14 protein-coding genes are annotated in these 15,041 nt (G+C 61.2%); 10 read left to right on the plus strand and 4 right to left on the minus strand.

Annotated elements, in window-relative coordinates; translation table 11 throughout:
* Positions 1-99: 99 nt before the first annotated feature.
* Genes A8O26_RS06530 through A8O26_RS06540 form a run of 3 tightly spaced genes read left to right on the plus strand, consistent with a single transcriptional unit; the run spans position 100 to position 3,130 of the window.
* On the plus strand, positions 100-1,455 hold the full coding sequence (locus A8O26_RS06530; RefSeq protein ID WP_064117271.1) for a type VI secretion system Vgr family protein: 1,356 nt from the start codon (positions 100-102) through the stop codon (positions 1,453-1,455).
* Positions 1,452-2,246 (plus strand): DUF4123 domain-containing protein, encoded by a 795-nt coding sequence (locus A8O26_RS06535; protein WP_064117272.1) that lies wholly within the window; start codon positions 1,452-1,454, stop codon positions 2,244-2,246. The genes A8O26_RS06530 and A8O26_RS06535 overlap by 4 nt, the downstream gene beginning before the upstream one ends.
* An 8-nt stretch (positions 2,247-2,254) precedes the next feature.
* The gene (locus A8O26_RS06540) at positions 2,255-3,130 is read left to right on the plus strand and encodes an alpha/beta hydrolase (RefSeq protein ID WP_064117273.1); all 876 of its coding nucleotides are present in this window, start codon (positions 2,255-2,257) and stop codon (positions 3,128-3,130) included.
* Here A8O26_RS06540 and A8O26_RS06545 read toward each other — a convergent pair.
* Both A8O26_RS06545 and A8O26_RS06550 read right to left on the minus strand, forming a co-directional pair.
* Positions 3,124-4,473 (minus strand): MATE family efflux transporter, encoded by a 1,350-nt coding sequence (locus A8O26_RS06545; protein ID WP_064117274.1) that lies wholly within the window; start codon positions 4,471-4,473, stop codon positions 3,124-3,126. The two genes, A8O26_RS06540 and A8O26_RS06545, sit on opposite strands and share 7 nt — an antisense overlap.
* A gap of 309 nt (positions 4,474-4,782) precedes the next feature.
* Positions 4,783-5,076 (minus strand): hypothetical protein, encoded by a 294-nt coding sequence (locus tag A8O26_RS06550; protein WP_064117275.1) that lies wholly within the window; start codon positions 5,074-5,076, stop codon positions 4,783-4,785.
* Positions 5,077-5,321: 245 nt separating this feature from the next.
* Here A8O26_RS06550 and A8O26_RS06555 point away from each other — a divergent pair, with 245 nt between their 5' ends.
* From A8O26_RS06555 to A8O26_RS06575, 5 genes are all read left to right on the plus strand, one after another.
* Complete coding sequence (locus A8O26_RS06555; RefSeq protein WP_064117276.1) at positions 5,322-5,624, plus strand: MazG-like family protein; 303 nt, start codon at positions 5,322-5,324, stop codon at positions 5,622-5,624.
* A complete protein-coding gene (locus A8O26_RS06560) occupies positions 5,624-6,373 on the plus strand; it encodes a methyltransferase (RefSeq protein ID WP_064117277.1) in 750 nt (249 codons plus the stop codon). Before A8O26_RS06555 ends, A8O26_RS06560 begins: the two co-directional genes overlap by 1 nt.
* A 12-nt stretch (positions 6,374-6,385) precedes the next feature.
* Positions 6,386-7,000 (plus strand): DUF4136 domain-containing protein, encoded by a 615-nt coding sequence (locus A8O26_RS06565; protein ID WP_064117278.1) that lies wholly within the window; start codon positions 6,386-6,388, stop codon positions 6,998-7,000.
* 54 nt (positions 7,001-7,054) lie between these two features.
* Positions 7,055-7,612: a DUF4136 domain-containing protein gene (locus tag A8O26_RS06570; protein WP_064117279.1), complete on the plus strand. Its 558-nt coding sequence runs from the start codon at positions 7,055-7,057 to the stop codon at positions 7,610-7,612.
* 230 nt (positions 7,613-7,842) lie between these two features.
* Positions 7,843-9,840, plus strand: coding sequence for a pilus assembly protein TadG-related protein (locus A8O26_RS06575; RefSeq protein WP_064117280.1), 1,998 nt, complete (start codon positions 7,843-7,845; stop codon positions 9,838-9,840).
* Here A8O26_RS06575 and A8O26_RS06580 read toward each other — a convergent pair.
* Together A8O26_RS06580 and A8O26_RS06585 are read right to left on the minus strand one after the other, a co-directional pair.
* Positions 9,837-12,590 (minus strand): PAS domain-containing sensor histidine kinase, encoded by a 2,754-nt coding sequence (locus tag A8O26_RS06580; RefSeq protein ID WP_064117281.1) that lies wholly within the window; start codon positions 12,588-12,590, stop codon positions 9,837-9,839. The two genes, A8O26_RS06575 and A8O26_RS06580, sit on opposite strands and share 4 nt — an antisense overlap.
* Positions 12,587-13,048: a TadE/TadG family type IV pilus assembly protein gene (locus A8O26_RS06585; RefSeq protein ID WP_064117282.1), complete on the minus strand. Its 462-nt coding sequence runs from the start codon at positions 13,046-13,048 to the stop codon at positions 12,587-12,589. The genes A8O26_RS06580 and A8O26_RS06585 overlap by 4 nt, the downstream gene beginning before the upstream one ends.
* A 75-nt stretch (positions 13,049-13,123) precedes the next feature.
* Here A8O26_RS06585 and A8O26_RS06590 point away from each other — a divergent pair, with 75 nt between their 5' ends.
* Both A8O26_RS06590 and A8O26_RS06595 read left to right on the plus strand, forming a co-directional pair.
* On the plus strand, positions 13,124-13,594 hold the full coding sequence (locus A8O26_RS06590) for an A24 family peptidase (protein WP_064117283.1): 471 nt from the start codon (positions 13,124-13,126) through the stop codon (positions 13,592-13,594).
* Positions 13,595-13,720: 126 nt separating this feature from the next.
* Entirely contained in the window at positions 13,721-14,500 is a 780-nt protein-coding gene (locus A8O26_RS06595; RefSeq protein WP_064117316.1) for a response regulator transcription factor, read from the plus strand.
* Positions 14,501-15,041: the final 541 nt, after the last annotated feature.

Below are 15,041 nucleotides of genomic sequence, written 5' to 3' on the forward strand. Positions count from 1 at the left end.
CTTTTCGCGTAGGTCATTTCCTAAGTTGTACTTCGCCCCTCTACTCGGCCATGGCTCTCGGCGAGAATCCCCGACCGTCCCTCCTGTAGAGATCCGCCCATGTTCGATCCAGTCAACGAGTCGTCCTTTCGTCTCGATGTCGCGGGCCTGCCCGACCCCTTCGAAGTCCTGGCCTTTACCGGTAGCGAAGCCCTGAGCGCACCCTTTGCGTTCGAAATCGATGTGCTGATCGACGATCCGCAACCGGACCTTGCCGGCCTGCTTTACCGTTCGGCGTTCCTGTGTTTTGGCCCGTCGGGGGAGGGCGTGCACGGGCAACTGCAAAGTCTGGTCCAGCACGAGCAGGGGCACGGCTCGCGTTTGAGCCGGATCCGCCTGGGCCCCAAACTCGGTCACCTTGATCTGCGCTTCAGTCAACGCATCTTCAGTGGCCGTTCGGTGCCGCAAATCATCGAGCAGGTCCTCAAGGAGCACGGCATCGTCGGCGCTCAGCGGCGCTTCGAGTTGCATGGCGAGTACCCGCCCCGCACGTTCTGCACGCAATACCGCGAATCGGATCTGCAACTGCTCCAGCGGCTGTGTGTGCAGGCGCAAATTCATTACTACTTCGAACATCAACGCGATGGACATTGCCTGGTGTTCGGCGACGATCCGGCGCAGATGCCGATAGCGGGCGCCGCGCCTTATCAGGACGAACAGCGCGACTCCGGTGCTTGTCCCGTTGTGCACCAATGGCGCGTGCAGGAAGCGGTTCAGGCCGGCCCGCCTGACTCGCGGCAAACGCAACATGCGCAGGGCCGCAGTGACCTTGCGGTATTGCGCAGTGGTCATTGGCTACGCCTGACCGGGCATCCGTTCGCCGAATGCAATCGCCCCTGGTTGCTGACGCGCATTGACCACCGCGCCGACCCGTCCCTCGAACCGCCTTACAGCAATCGCCTGTGCGCGGCGGTGCAGGTGCCACCTTGCGCTGTCGTCGCAGCGCAGGAGCAGCGACTTATGCACAGCCTGCAACGTGCCTGGGTGGTCACGGTCGACGAGCCACAACCGGACTGCTCGAGGCCGGTCGCGGTGCAGTTTGACTGGCTCTATCAGGGTGAAGGCGCGGCACCGAGCCACTGTTGGTTGCCGCTCGCACCGGCGTTGGTCGATACGCCATTGGCGGCGTTGGGCGATGGCGTTGAGGTCGTGGTGAGCTTTTTTGAAGGTGATCCGGATCGACCGATGATCAGTGGCGTTCTGCAGCCACCGCTTGCGGCTGAAGATATTCAAGAGACTGTCGCGGCGCCCCTGCCGGAACCGATGTTGAGTGACGGTCTGGAGCAGTTGTTGAAGACCGGCGAGCCGTTGTTGCTGCTGTGCCTGATGCCCGGCGGTGGCAGTTTCAGTCATTGCGCACAGACGGTGTGCAGTTGTCGCTTGCTCGCCACGCTTGAACAGAGCGGCGCAACATGACTGGCGCGGCGCATGAGCCGATGGCGCAATGGCTGTTGCTCGACAGTCTGGATGCACCCCAGGCATTGCTGACCTTGCAGCGAGGTTTTCCCGGGGTGCGGCGATTTCAGTTGTTCGAGGGCACCGAATTTCAACCGGTCAGCGCGCACGGCCCGCTGTTGGTCGATTTGCACGACTGCCCTGCACTGACCGCGTTATGCCTGCGCGATCCCGACACCTGGCGCGGCCTGTTGCTGGGCAGCGAGGCGGCGGCGCCGGTATTGCTGAGCCACTTGCAGCGCATGCTCACGGTCTCTTTCGGAATGAACCATCGCGCGCTGCTGAGCTATTACAACCGCCAGACCGCGAGTTATTTTTTCGATGCTTGCGACGCTGGCGAACTGAGCCGCTGGCTTGGGCCGATCCGCCAGCTGCGCTGGTTCGGCGGGACCTGGGCCGACCGCGCCATCGGCAGTCAGGGCTGGCAGCAATTGCGCAATCCACGGCTGCCGGTCGAGCCGTTGAACATCGAAGAGAGCCTCACCCGGCGTCAGCGCGAGCGCCTGCAAACCTGCCTGCTGGAGCAACACATCTGGCGCTGGTGCCAATCGCTTGGAACCGATTACGCGGCGCTGTCCTCCCATGCTCAACAGGGCCTGGCGCTGGGATTCAGTGATCGCAGCGTGCTCGATGACTGGTTGTGGCTACGCTTGCAGCATCCGCGTGCCGTGCTGGTGCCGCCACCGCTGGGGCTGACGCAGAAAGAGCGGCTCGAGCATGTGCGTCGCCAATGGCGTGACGATCAATCCTGAGGGCGCGTATGACACGGTTATGGCGGTTGGGCTTTGGCGCATTGATCGGCAGTGTGTGGTTGCTGGCGCTGAGCGCGTGTTCGCCGGTGCAGTTGCTCAACGCGCTGACCCCGGACAGCACGTACGACAGCACCGTGGGTATTGCTTATGGCGATGATCCCCGGCAGAAGCTCGATGTGTATGTGCCGCACCAGCCGCTGCCGGGCGCGCCGGTGGTGGTGTTTTTCTATGGCGGTAGCTGGAACAGCGGTTCACGCGTCGACTACCGCTTTGTCGGTGAAGCCCTGGCGTCCAGGGGGATCGTCACGGTGGTGGCTGATTACCGCTTGTATCCACAGGTACGCTATCCGCTGTTTCTGCAGGACGGGGCGCAGGCGCTGGCGTGGACTAAAACCCATATCCATGAGTTTTCCGGCAACCCGCAGCGCTTGTATTTGATGGGCCACAGCTCTGGTGCCTACAACGCAGCGATGCTCGCGCTGGATGGCGAATGGCTCGCTGCGGTGGGCATGTCGCCCACCGATGTGCAGGGCTGGATCGGTCTGGCCGGGCCTTATGACTTTCTGCCGATCAAGAATCCCGAGGTGCGTCCGGTGTTCTTCTGGCCCGACTCACCGCCGCAATCGCAGCCGATCAACCATGTCAGTCGCGGCGCGCCGCCGGCGCTGCTGATCGCCGCGACCAAGGATGATTTGGTCAACCCGACACGCAACACCAGTGGCCTCGCCAGCAAATTGCGCGAGGCAGGGGTGCCGGTACAGGACTTGTATTACGCGCGGCCCAGTCACATCACCTTGGTGGCGAGCCTGTCGCGACCGTTGCGGCGGCTGGCACCGGTGCTCGATCAGGTGGTCGGGTTTATCGCACACACGCCGACTCAGTGAGTTCCACCGCTGAACCAGCCGTCGTTACGTTTCAGCCACCAGGCTTGCAGGCCGAGGGTCAGGCTGCGCAACACCATGAACAGCAGAAAAGCTATCCACAGGCCGTGATTGCCCAAGCCTTGCAGCGCCCAGGCAAACGGCAGCAGGAGGATCACGGTAATCAACATGCCGTTGCGCATTTCCCGTGCGCGCGTTGCGCCGATGAACAGGCCGTCGAGCAGGTAACTCCAGACCGCAATCAGCGGCAGCACAGCAAGGTAGGGCAGGTAGACAAACGCGGTGTCGCGAACGCTCTGGATGTCAGTCTGCATTTCGATGAACAGATGCCCGGCCAGCAGAAACAACGTGGCGAAGCCGAGGCTGGCGATCAGTGACCAGCCGCCGGCAACCACCAGCGAACGACGCAAGGCCAGGCGATCACGGGCACCGATGGCGTGTCCGCACAAGGCTTCGACGGCATGGGCCAGGCCGTCCAGGGCATGCGCCGTCAGCAGCAAACCATTGAGCAGCAGCGCGTTGGCGGCAACGGTCGCATCACCCAGTCGCGCGCCTTGCACGGTGATCATGAAAAACACCGATTGCAGTGCCAGGCTGCGAATGAAGATGTCGCGGTTCACCGCCAGTAACGGACGCCAGCTCTGCCACAGCTTTAATGCGGCCCAGACGATGTGCCCCGGATAGGCGCGCAGGGCCTTGCGGGTCAGCAGCAGGCCGAGCAGGGCGCCGCTCCATTCGGCGATTACCGAGGCCCGCGCCGAACCGACCACGCCCCAATCGAGACCGATGACGAACCATAGATTTAGCGCAATGTTGATCAGGTTGGTGGTCAGCAGAATCGCCAGCGGCGCGCGGGCGTTCTGCGTGCCGAGGAACCAGCCGACCAGCGCGTAACTGGCCAGCGCCGCCGGCAGGCCGAACAGGCGGGTGTGGAAAAAGTCGCGCGTCAGTTGATCGAGTTCCGCCGAGGGCTGCATGAAATGCAAGGCGACGCCGCTCAGCGGTACGCCAAGAGTGCCGAGCACCAGCGCCAACCCCATCGCCAGCAGCAAGCCCTGCAACAGAATCTGCCGCAACGCCGCACCGTCACTGCGCCCGGCAGCCTGCGCGGCAAACCCAGTGGTGCCCATGCGCAAAAAGCCCATGGCCCAGGCGAGAAAGGTGTACAGGCTGGCGCCGACCGCCACTGCACCCAACTGATGGGCGTGGGGCAAGTGGCCGATCACGGTGCTGTCGACCAGCGCCACCAGCGGTACGGAAATATTCGACAGAATCATCGGCGCGGCGAGCGCCCAGACTTTGCGGTGAGTCGAGCGGTCGCGCCAGTCGGCGATCAGGTTGGACATGCGGGCTCCTTGGGGGAGCGGCATTGTAGCGGTAGAAGCCACCCTCACCCCAGCCCTCTCCCGGGGGGAGAGGGAGCCGATCTCTGTCGCTTTCAAATCTGGAGTTCGACTCGGTATCGCAAGTCGGTGTAATTCTGGAAAACACCGCGGTCAGTCCCCTCTCCCTCCGGGAGGGAGAGGGAGTCGATCTCAGTCGTCTTCAAATCTGGAGTTCGACTCGGTATCGCAAGTCGGTGTATTTCTGCAGAGCAACCCGGTCAGTCCCCTCTCCCTCCGGGAGAGGGTTAGGGTGAGGGGCTCTTCAAACGCCTAATGAATAATCCAGCTCAGCAACCACAACCCCAACAACAACCAGATGATCCCGGCAATGATCGACGCATTCATGAACGCCCGAATCGCCGACCACAACAGCATCAACCCGACGATCAGCGCGATGATGCTGATGATCGAAGTATCCATCCCCAGTGTCTTCGCCAGGCCGTCGACAAAGTTGCCACCGGCATTGCTCAGAATGTTGAACAGGCCACTGAGGCCATCGACGATAAAACGGATGACCGAACCGAGCACCTGGCCGAGCCATTCGAAAAAGCTTTCTACCTGCATGTGTGCATCCTGATGAAAGAGCTGAGCCTTGGGCCACACCGCAGGTGGCCGAGTTCCCTGCATGATAGAAGGTTTGCACCAATCCCGTGTGGGAGCGAGCCTGCTCGCGAATACGGTGGATCAGATAACTGATGGGTTGAATGACACACCGCATTCGCGAGCAGGCTCGCTCCCACAATAGATCATCTGCGCTGCTTGCCTTCAGGTCGTATCCCCCCGAAGCTATACGCCTTCAGGAGAGCCCGATGAACCTTGTTGAACTGACCGAACGCCTGCACACCATTCGTGACCGCAATGACTGGCGGCAATTTCACAGCCCGAAAAACCTCGCCATGGCGGCCAGCGTCGAAATGTCCGAGCTGGTGGAAATCTTCCAGTGGCTGACGGAAGACCAGTCGCGCCAGTTGCCGGCCGACAAACTCGCCCATGCCGGGCAGGAAGTCGGCGATATCGTGTTGTATCTGTTGCTGCTGTGCAGCGAGTTGGGGTTGGACATGAATGAAGTGGTGCGCGCCAAGCTCGCCGACAGCGAACGGCGGTTCAGCTGATGAGCGACCGGCATTTCGATCAGTTGGCGACGCGTTTCGCCGAGAAAATCTACGGCGGCGCCAAAGGTGCGATTCGCCTTGCAGTGTTGCAGGCCGACCTCGCCGAAGCGTTGCCCGATCGTCCGTTGCGTGTGTTGGACATCGGTGGTGGCTTGGGCCACATGTCGCTGTGGCTGGCCGAGCGCGGCCACGACGTGACCTTCACCGAGCCGGCCGCACCGATGCTCGAAGGCGCGCGCCAGCGTTTCGCCGAAGCCGGGCAAACCGCGACGTTCATTCAGGCACCCTGGCAGGAACTGCTCGGGCAACTCACCGAACCGTACGATCTGGTGATCTGCCACGCCGTGCTTGAATGGCTCGCCGAACCCCACGCGATCCTGCCGGTGCTGCATCAACTGACCAAACCGGGTGGCTGGCTGTCGCTGGCGTTCTATAACCGTGATGCGCTGATTTATCGCAACCTGCTCAAAGGCCATTTCAAGAAAATGCGCAAGAACGTCATGGCCGGCGAAAAGCAGAGCCTGACCCCGCAACAGCCGCTGGACCCGCGGGAATTGGCAACGCAACTCGACGGCTTGTGGCAGGTCGAAACTCAGAGCGGGATCCGGGTTTTCCACGATTACATGCCGGTGGAATTCCAGGCCCGTGCCGAACTCGTCGATTTGCTCGAGATGGAGCTCGCTCACCGTCGTCACCCAAGCTTCGCCGGGCTTGGGCGTTACTTGCACTGGATCTGCCGGCCGATCTGATCGGAGCGCGACATGAAAGCTCAATCCGGATTATTGCTGATCTGTCTGGGATTGGCTGCCTGCCAGGGCAGCAACCCGTACGTGGCGCAATCGCGGCCCTTGCCGCCGGCGCCGGCGCAAGCGGCCAACACTTTTGATCGCAGCGCCTATCCTGCGCCACCGCGTGATTACGGGCGCTACCGCAGTTGGGCCTGGCTCAACGGGCAACTGCCGCCGGGCACGGCGTGGGCGGATTCGGCGCAAGTGGCCGAGGCGGTGAGCAATGCCCTCGATCAGCGTGGCTTGCGCCCGTTGCATGACAATCGCCCGGCCGACCTGTTGGTCAGCGCCAATCTGCGCCTGGAAACCCGCTTGCGTCAGGTTCAGGACGACTACGGTTATTACGGCGGCGGCTACGGTGGCTATGATCGATATGGTCGCGGTTACGGCATGTACAACACGGTGCCGATCGTGCGTACGTATTCGGAGCAAGTCGTGGTGGTGCAGGTCAATCTGTTCGACGCCGGCAACGGTCAACCGGTCTGGAGTGCCAGTGCCGAAACTGCGAACAAGGGCAGCGAAATCGATCGCACCGACTCGATCCGCGAGGCTGTCGAAAAGGCCATGTCGGCGTATCCTCCCAGTTAGCTTCGTGCAAATGAGAAGCTCTAGCAGGTTCATGTCTTCAACCGGAGAAAAACCATGTTCCGCCGTCTCGTATTACTGACCATGGCCGTGCTGCTCAGCGCTTGCGCCGCCAATCAGGTCAATCATGACTTCGACGCCAGCCGCGACTTTGCCGCCTATCGCAGTTGGAGCTGGAAAGACCCCGCCTTGCAATACCGTCCCGATGATCCACGGATCAAAAGTGACCTGACCGAGCAACGCATCCGCCAGGCCGTGACCGATCAACTCGATCAGCGCGGCTTGCGTCCAGCCGCAGCGGGCGCCAAGGGCGACTTGAGTGTGCAGACCTACCTGATCGTCGAGGATCGGCAGCAGCAAGTGACGACCAATTACGGCGGCGGTTGGGGTGGCCCGTGGAACGGCTACTGGGGCGCGCCGATGTACAACGAAACGCGCAACATCACCTACAAGGTCGCGACCATCCAGATTGACCTGCTCGACGGCAAGGACGGCAAACTGGTGTGGCGCGGCAGCGATGAACAGATGCTTGCCAGCAAGCCCAATCCTGAGGATCGCAGCAACGCCATCCGCGAGACGGTCGGGCGGATTCTGGCCAACTACCCACCGCGTTAAAAAAAATGGGAGCTGTTGAGCTCCCATTTTTTTGTTCCACCCTGAATTCTATTGTGGGAGCGAGCCTGCTCGCGAAAGCAGGGTGTCATTCAACTGTTATTTGTCGGACACGACGCCTTCGCGAGCAGGCTCGCTCCCAAAGGGATGTTTGTCTGTTCGAAATGGCGCGTTGCCATTAGGCGCGTCTACACTCAATTGCACCAATGGAGGTAACGGCAAAGGAGTGCGCCATGTCGCCTCGTTCGCAATTCAATGGCCCGGCCCGGCAACGCGGGGCGATCGGGTTGATGGCGGCTGCCACCCTCAGTCTGGCGCTGGTGCTGATGTTGCTGGTGGTCGACACCGGTCGGCTGTACCTGGAACAACGCAAGTTGCAGCGGGTGGTGGATAACGCCGCCCTCGAGGCCGTCAGCCGTGGCGGTACCTGCCTGCCGGGCCTGACCGCCGCCAGTTACGCCGGGCAAAGCGCCGTGCGCAATGGCTACACGATCGATACCAACAATACCCTGTCGACCACCTGCGGCACCTTGGTCACGGCAGCCACCGGCCTGCGCACGTTCAGCGTCGATGCGACTCAGGCAGCGGCGGTCAAAGTCGCTGCCAGCCGCACGGTGACCACCAGTTTTGCCGGTGGCGTGCAGGCCTTGTTCAGCGCTACGCCGGTCAGTCTCAATACCACGCTGAATGCCTCGGCAGTGGCCGCCAAACCGCAGCCAACCATTGCCCAACTGAATATTCGCAGCACCCTGGCCAGCATCGATACCGCGCAATCGAACATCCTCAATCCGCTGTTTTCCGGGCTGCTCGGCGGCAACGTCAACCTCACGGCGCTGGGCTGGAATGGCCTGCTCAACACCGATATCAACCTGCTCAAATACCTCGATCAACTGGCGATCAATCTGAATGTCGCGGCGGGCAATTACACCCAGTTGCTCAACACCCAGGCCACCGTGACGCAACTGATTCAGGCCGCCGCGACGGTGGTGCAACTCAACGGCGCGACCGCGCAAGTGATCACGGCGCTGGGGCAACTGCAGATCGCTGCGATCAACGCGGCGCCGGTCAAATTGGGCGACATTCTGCAATTGCAGACCGGCACCACGGCAGCCGGGCTGGACGCCAATCTGCAACTGCTGCAATTGATTCAGGGCGTGGTGCAACTGGCCAACAGCAAAAGCGCGGTGGCGGCGACGTTGCCGGTGAATGTGCTGGGGCTGGCCAATGTCACGGTGCGGGTGAAAGTGATCGAGCCGCCGCAGTTTTCTGCGATTGGAGATCCTGCGCGGGCCAAGGCGAATCCGTTGGGGCCGGATCGGATTTATGTTCGAACTGCGCAGGTTCGCACGATGATTTCCTTGAATCTGCCGGTCCTCGGCGGTGTCACTGGACTGACCAATGCCGTGCTCGGACTGGTCGGTGGATTGACCCCGACGCTCAATGCGCTGCTGAGTCTGGATCTGGTCAGTACGCTCAATTCAGTCCTGTGCCTGTTGGGCGCCGGTTGCGAGCAACTTGACCCACAACTGCTGCCGTCACCGCAAATCGACATCAGCCTGGACGCCGGCGGGGCGAAAAGTTATGTCACCGATTACAGCTGTCCGACGGGCACCACCGGCACCAAGAGCCTGACCGCGCGCACCGTCACGTCGCTTGCCGACCTCAAGCTTGGCAAGATCGACCCGACCAACGCTTTTTCTTCTGCGGCCGAACCTACGGTGGCGCCTTTGGCGTTGATCGATCTGGGCATCGTCACCTGCCACAAGGTCCTCTTGCTTGGCACCTGTGATCCCGCCACCCATGTGCCTTACGGCGCGGGCGGCATCGGCATCATGCTCGACACCAGCGTTGCGCAAAACACGCAAGACCTGGTGTTCTCCAGCGGCACGCCGTTCGCTACCCCGGCCAACCTCAAATTGCCGCCGAGCGTGCTGCCGGCAGTGCCAACCAACAACATCGTCGGCAGCTTGTCGAGCACCCTGGCGGGCATCAATCTGATCGTCTACAAACCGTTGGGCAGCAATCCTTTGGGTGCCATCGTCACTGGCGTCGCTTCGTTGATCAGCGATGTCACCAACCGTTTGTTGCCGGTGGTCACCAGCGCACTCAGCCCCTTGCTCGACCCACTGCTCAACAACCTGCTCAAAGGTCTTGGCATCAACCTGATGGACGTCGACGTCGGTGCCAACATGACCTGCGGGCAAACCGGCAAAGCCTATCTGGTGATCTAGGTGTTCGGCGCAATCGGCAATTCGATGCAGAACCGTGCGCCCTCCGCCGAGTTGCGCACGCTTAACTGGCCGCCCATGTTATCGATGATGCCGTAGCTCACCGACAGCCCCAGCCCGGTGCCGACGCCGATCGGTTTGGTGGTGAAGAACGGTTCGAAAATCCGCTCGAGCAAGCGCGGATCAATGCCGCCACCGTTGTCCTCGACCCACAGACGCACCTTCTGTTCATCGCGCTCGGCGTAAATCGAGATCCACGGTTTGAACGTCGAATCCTTCTCGCGTTTGCCGAGCAACGCATCGCGGGCGTTGACCATCAAATTGATCAGCACCTGCTCAAGCTGATCGACATAGCCGCGCACCTGAACCTCGAAAGCGGTCTCGCTGATGCGCAGGTCCACGCCTTTGCCGCGCATGCCTTCGGCCAGCAGCGACAGCGTGCCTTCGATGGCTGAAGCCGGGTTGAACAGTTGCTGTTCGATTTCCGAGCGGCGACCGAACACGCGCATGTGGTCCACCACTTTCGCGGCGCGATGAACCTGAGCGTCGATGCGGTTGAGTTTGTCGGTCAGGTAATCGATCTGCACATCACCGTTTCCCAGGCGCTTGAGCACGTTGACGATGGCCATGCGCATCACGTTCAGTGGCTGGTTGATCTCGTGCGCCAGGCCTGTGGCCATTTCGCCGAGGGTGGCCATTTTCGCGCTCTGCGTGAGTTGTTGTTGCGAGCGCCGCACCTCGGTGTTGTCGCGACCCACCGCTTGCACTTCGATCAGTTGCCCGTGCTCATCGAACACGCCGCGATCCGACCAGACCCACCATGCGTGTTCGCGGCCGGGCAATTGCAGGCTGATTTCCGCGGTGCTCACCGGCAACTCCGGGGACAGTAACGCCAGTCGCTCGACGAAAGCAGCGCGCTGTTCATCGGACATCCAACTGCCCAGATTGACCCCGGGTAATTGCTCCGGTGTGCATTCGAGATAGGTCGCCAGCGGCCGGTTGCCGAAGGTCAGGGTCAGGTCCGGGCGATAACGGCAGATCATCGCCGGCGAGTCTTCCACCAGAATCCGATAGCGTTCTTCGCTCTGTTTCACCTGCTCGGCGGCCAGGGTTGCGTCGGTGACGTCCAGCCATAAACCGACTGCCTCTACCGGCAGACCGAGGTCATTGCGCAACAACCTGGCTTCGTCGAGCAGCCAGTGATAAGTGCCGTGCTGGTCGCGAATTCGATAGCGGGCGCGCACTGAGCCCTCACGTAACAACTGGCGGGTGCGCTCGAAATACAGGTCGCGATCCTCGGGATGTAGCTTCTCCAGCAGCGCGCCATCGGCGCAGTCGGCCAGGCTCCAGCCCAACAGCGGTTGCAGGCTGGCACTGAAAAACCCCGGCACCAACGCGCCTTCCTGGTAGTGCTGGACGTAGATGACCGCCGGCGAACTGGCGATCAGGTTATCGAGACGGGCATGGGCGGCGGCGGCCTGTTGTTGTTGATTCTGGAAGTCGCTGATGTCGAGCATGAAACCGACCAGCCGCCGCTGCTCACCGGAACCGGTGACTTGCCCTTGCACGCGATACCAGCACGCGGCCTGCCCGCTGTCGGCACTTTGCCGGCGAACGTTGAGGGACAACGCCTCACCGTGTTGTTGCAAGGCTTGCAAACGGCTGCGCAACTCATCGCGGTCGGCGGGGTGGATCTGGCGCAACCAGTCTTCGAGCAACAATCGCGATGACGCCAGTTGCAGTGTGTGGGCGAGCGCGGGCGCCAGTTGAATCTGCTCATCAGCGGCGGATATTTCCCACCAGCCAGTCCCGAGCAAGGTTTGCAGCGATTCGATGCGCTCCAGTTGCAGGTGATGCTGTTGCTCGCGCAGGCGCGCCAACAGCGGCCCGGCCAGCGCGCCGGTCAAGGTCATCCAGTCGCGGTCCTGCAAATAGGGTGCAGCGCTTTCCACCGGGTAAAAGCCGCAGAGCAACCACGCCGTCACACCACGCTCATCGCTGTACGGCACGGCAAAACCGTCGGTGTTGCCGAACAGCATCTGCACCCGCGAATGTTCGTCGAGGCCGTGATGCACCGCGACCCGTTGCGGGGCGCTGCCACGCAAACTGTCTAGCGGCGTGCCCAGACGCTGACCGTCATGCCATAAATTCGGCGCGTCATACGCCCGGTACTGGCGATGAATCTGCCAGCCCTGTTGGTCTTCATCAAGCAAGGCCAGTGCCAGGCAGGGGATGTGCCAGCGTTGCGCAATGACCTGCAATTGTTCGCTGACAGTCACCGGCAAGCGCGTCACGCTACAGGCGCGCAGTTGCTCGCTGATCTGCCCGGCAATCAATTGGCAAGCCTCGCGCTGGCGCGACTGTTGGCGTTCGAAGAGCAGGTCGGCAATGTCGATCAGTTGCAGCAGCCAGCCGTCCGCCAACGGTTGCACCCAGCCGCGCAGGTGCAGGGTCTGTTCGCCGAGGCCGGGGAAGTCGAGATCGAGCAACAGCCCTTGCCACTCACGGGGTCGGCCTTCGATGACCAGTCGGCTGTGCGGCAACAGATAATCACGCAGCGGTAAAGGTTGGTCATGAGGCTTTTGTTGCAGCAACAGATGACGCAACGGCCCGGCCATTTGCACCACGCCCGCCATGTCATTCAGCAGCAGGTGCAGGCCGGTGGTGGGTGCGCCGAGCGGATCAGGCAGGTCGTGGGCGGCGATCGGTGTGCGCTTGAGCAGCCGCCCGAAGAGGTTGTCGCCCGAGGTCAAAATTGCAGACTCGATTTGGCGGTCAGGTAGGGGGGCAGGTTCGGCACCGTGCCGAACCCCGGCAGCACCAGAAACGGGATGACCTGATTCAGTTTGCTGACCGGGTAGTTCACCGTCACGGTGAGGGTGCCATTGGGGCCGTTGCTGCCGCCGGTGCTGTAGATCGCACTGGTGTCGACCCCGACCACCAGGTTGAAGGGCGCCGTCACCCACTGCAATTGTTGCGTCAGCGCGGCGTTCGCGGTGTTGACCACGACCGTTGCATAGTTGGGCGTTGCCGGGTCGACCGCGACGCTGCGGCGCACCGCTTCGGAGGTGGCCTGGTTGAATGATTGCATCATCACGAAGGGCAAGCTGTAGCTGACCAGCCCGTAGAACACAGCAAAAAAAATGATGAAGACCAACGCGAATTCAATCGCCACTGCACCTTTTTGCGACTTGCGAAAGCCGGTTTTCATGAGTGCGTCTACCCTGACAGTCACTGCGTAGTATCAGCATAGAATCATTCAGCAAAAACGGACGGTTTTTACCGGATGCACAGTTTTATCCTCCTTCTCTGGCTGCTGTTGTGCGCGGCGCAAGACGCGCGCCAGCGCCGTATCGCCAATAGTCTGACCCTCGGTGCGGCGGCAGTGGCGCTGGTCTATCTGCTGTGGAGCGGCAGCACCTGGTTGGGCGCTGAAGCGGGGCAGGGCGGTTGGGCCTGCCTGATCGCGTTGCTGCTGACGCTGCCCGGGTTTTTCATGGGCCGCATGGGCGCTGGCGATGTGAAATTAATGACAGCTCTTGGCCTTGCGACGGACGGCCTGTTCATCCTTGGCGTGTTTATCGGCGCCGGTGTCGCCAGCCTGGTCTGGATGCTGCTGGCGCCAAGAGTCTGGCTCCATATGAGTCAAGGGCTTAGGGATCGTCTGCGATATCTGGCACCAGATAAGTCAAAAAAGCTGCCATTTGCACCGTTCGTGTTGATCGGCACTGGGCTTGTTTTGCTTTGGATCCATTAGTCGCCAAGCGCCACTAGTTCTATGTACATAGTCGGAAAGTGCGTCTACTTTCAAAGGAACTGGTTTTACAGCCAAAGGCTGGCAGTACAGGAATGGTCAGCTTTGGCCTGGGACATGGAGTGGCACGTGAACAAGCTTACGTCTGCGATAAAAGTCCTCGTGGTCGACGATCAGCCGTTGATTGTGGAGGAGTTGTGCGAGTTTCTCGAAAGTAACGGTTACCGCTGTGTGCCGTGTGAGTCCAGTGCACAGGCGATCGAGCGTTTCAGCGAAGACGCGGAGATTGGTCTGGTGTTGAGTGATCTGCACATGCCGGACATGGATGGCATTCAGTTGATCCAGGCGTTGCAGCGGCTGGCGGGCAAGCATCGGGCGTTCGAGGCGATCATGCTCACCGGGCGTGCTGACAAACAGGATGTGATCAAGGCGTTGCGCGCAGGGATTGCCGATTATTATCAGAAGCCGATTGAGCTGGATGAGTTGCTCGAGGGATTGCGGCGTCAGGAACTGGCGTTGCAGGAGCGGCAAAAGAATCTGCAGTTGGGGCATTTGAATCAGAAGCTGCAGTATTTGTCCGAGTCGATTGATGACCTTTATCAGGATCTGGACAAGGTGCGGCGCAGTCCGGCTTCGGCGCGTGATGTGGCGCAGGCGGGTGAGGCCGAGGCGCTGGAGATGCCGGCGATTTTCAATCAGTTGTCGCCACGGCAGCTGGATGTGGCGCGGTTGGTGGGCAAGGGGCAGACCAATTATCAGATTGCCTGTGAGTTGGGGATTACCGAGAACACGGTGAAGCTTTATGTTTCGCAGGTGTTGCGGTTGACGCATATGCATAATCGGACGCAGTTGGCTTTGGCGCTTTCGCCGAGTGCTTCGGCTGCGCGGCAGCGGGTTACGGCGCATTGAGACTGGTTTTTTGTGTGTATATCCGTTGCTGCGGGTGGTGCTGATTAGGGTTCCGCCCTGACGTTCGGCCCCTCGCTGAGGCTCGGGGTTCCTTCGCTCCGGGATCGATCCGGGGGCATCGCCTCCGGTTTGCTTCGCTGCACCTCCTCTCGATGTGTTTGGCTGCGCCAAACGGTCGCTGCGCTCCCACCCCGGATCAATCCCTCCGCTCAGCCTGCCGACGGGCTCCAGGATCAAAAGCAGGCGAGCTGACACTCGGCCTATTGAGTGGTGAGAAGCACAGCGTGGTCGGTTTTGGGTTTGTGGTGGATTTGCCCCTCATCGGAACGCCGCCCGCCCAGCCCTCTCCCGAGGGAGAGGGAGCCGATGGTGGGCCTTTCAAAATGGGCATTCAACTCGGTATCGCAAGTCGGCGTAGCTCTCCCAGACAACTCGGTCAGTCCCCTCTCCCTACGGGCGGTCCGACGTTTCGGGAGGGCTAGGGTGAGGGGCTTTTGATCTGTTTCGGAATCTGAGCTCAACTCGGTATTTCACGTCGGCG

Source organism: Pseudomonas fluorescens, assembly GCF_001648775.1.
Lineage (GTDB): Bacteria > Pseudomonadota > Gammaproteobacteria > Pseudomonadales > Pseudomonadaceae > Aquipseudomonas > Aquipseudomonas fluorescens_M.

Excerpts from the sequence above, each read along its gene's own strand:
- A8O26_RS06550 (WP_064117275.1), bottom strand. The coding sequence starts at position 5,076 with ATGCAGGTAGAAAGCTTTTTCGAATGGCTCGGCCAGGTGCTCGGTTCG.
- A8O26_RS06565 (WP_064117278.1), top strand. The coding sequence starts at position 6,386 with ATGAAAGCTCAATCCGGATTATTGCTGATCTGTCTGGGATTGGCTGCC.
- A8O26_RS06540 (WP_064117273.1), top strand. The coding sequence starts at position 2,255 with ATGACACGGTTATGGCGGTTGGGCTTTGGCGCATTGATCGGCAGTGTG.
- A8O26_RS06530 (WP_064117271.1), top strand. The coding sequence starts at position 100 with ATGTTCGATCCAGTCAACGAGTCGTCCTTTCGTCTCGATGTCGCGGGC.
- A8O26_RS06590 (WP_064117283.1), top strand. The coding sequence starts at position 13,124 with ATGCACAGTTTTATCCTCCTTCTCTGGCTGCTGTTGTGCGCGGCGCAA.
- A8O26_RS06570 (WP_064117279.1), top strand. The coding sequence starts at position 7,055 with ATGTTCCGCCGTCTCGTATTACTGACCATGGCCGTGCTGCTCAGCGCT.
- A8O26_RS06585 (WP_064117282.1), bottom strand. The coding sequence starts at position 13,048 with ATGAAAACCGGCTTTCGCAAGTCGCAAAAAGGTGCAGTGGCGATTGAA.
- A8O26_RS06535 (WP_064117272.1), top strand. The coding sequence starts at position 1,452 with ATGACTGGCGCGGCGCATGAGCCGATGGCGCAATGGCTGTTGCTCGAC.
- A8O26_RS06560 (WP_064117277.1), top strand. The coding sequence starts at position 5,624 with ATGAGCGACCGGCATTTCGATCAGTTGGCGACGCGTTTCGCCGAGAAA.
- A8O26_RS06545 (WP_064117274.1), bottom strand. The coding sequence starts at position 4,473 with ATGTCCAACCTGATCGCCGACTGGCGCGACCGCTCGACTCACCGCAAA.
- A8O26_RS06555 (WP_064117276.1), top strand. The coding sequence starts at position 5,322 with ATGAACCTTGTTGAACTGACCGAACGCCTGCACACCATTCGTGACCGC.
- A8O26_RS06575 (WP_064117280.1), top strand. The coding sequence starts at position 7,843 with ATGTCGCCTCGTTCGCAATTCAATGGCCCGGCCCGGCAACGCGGGGCG.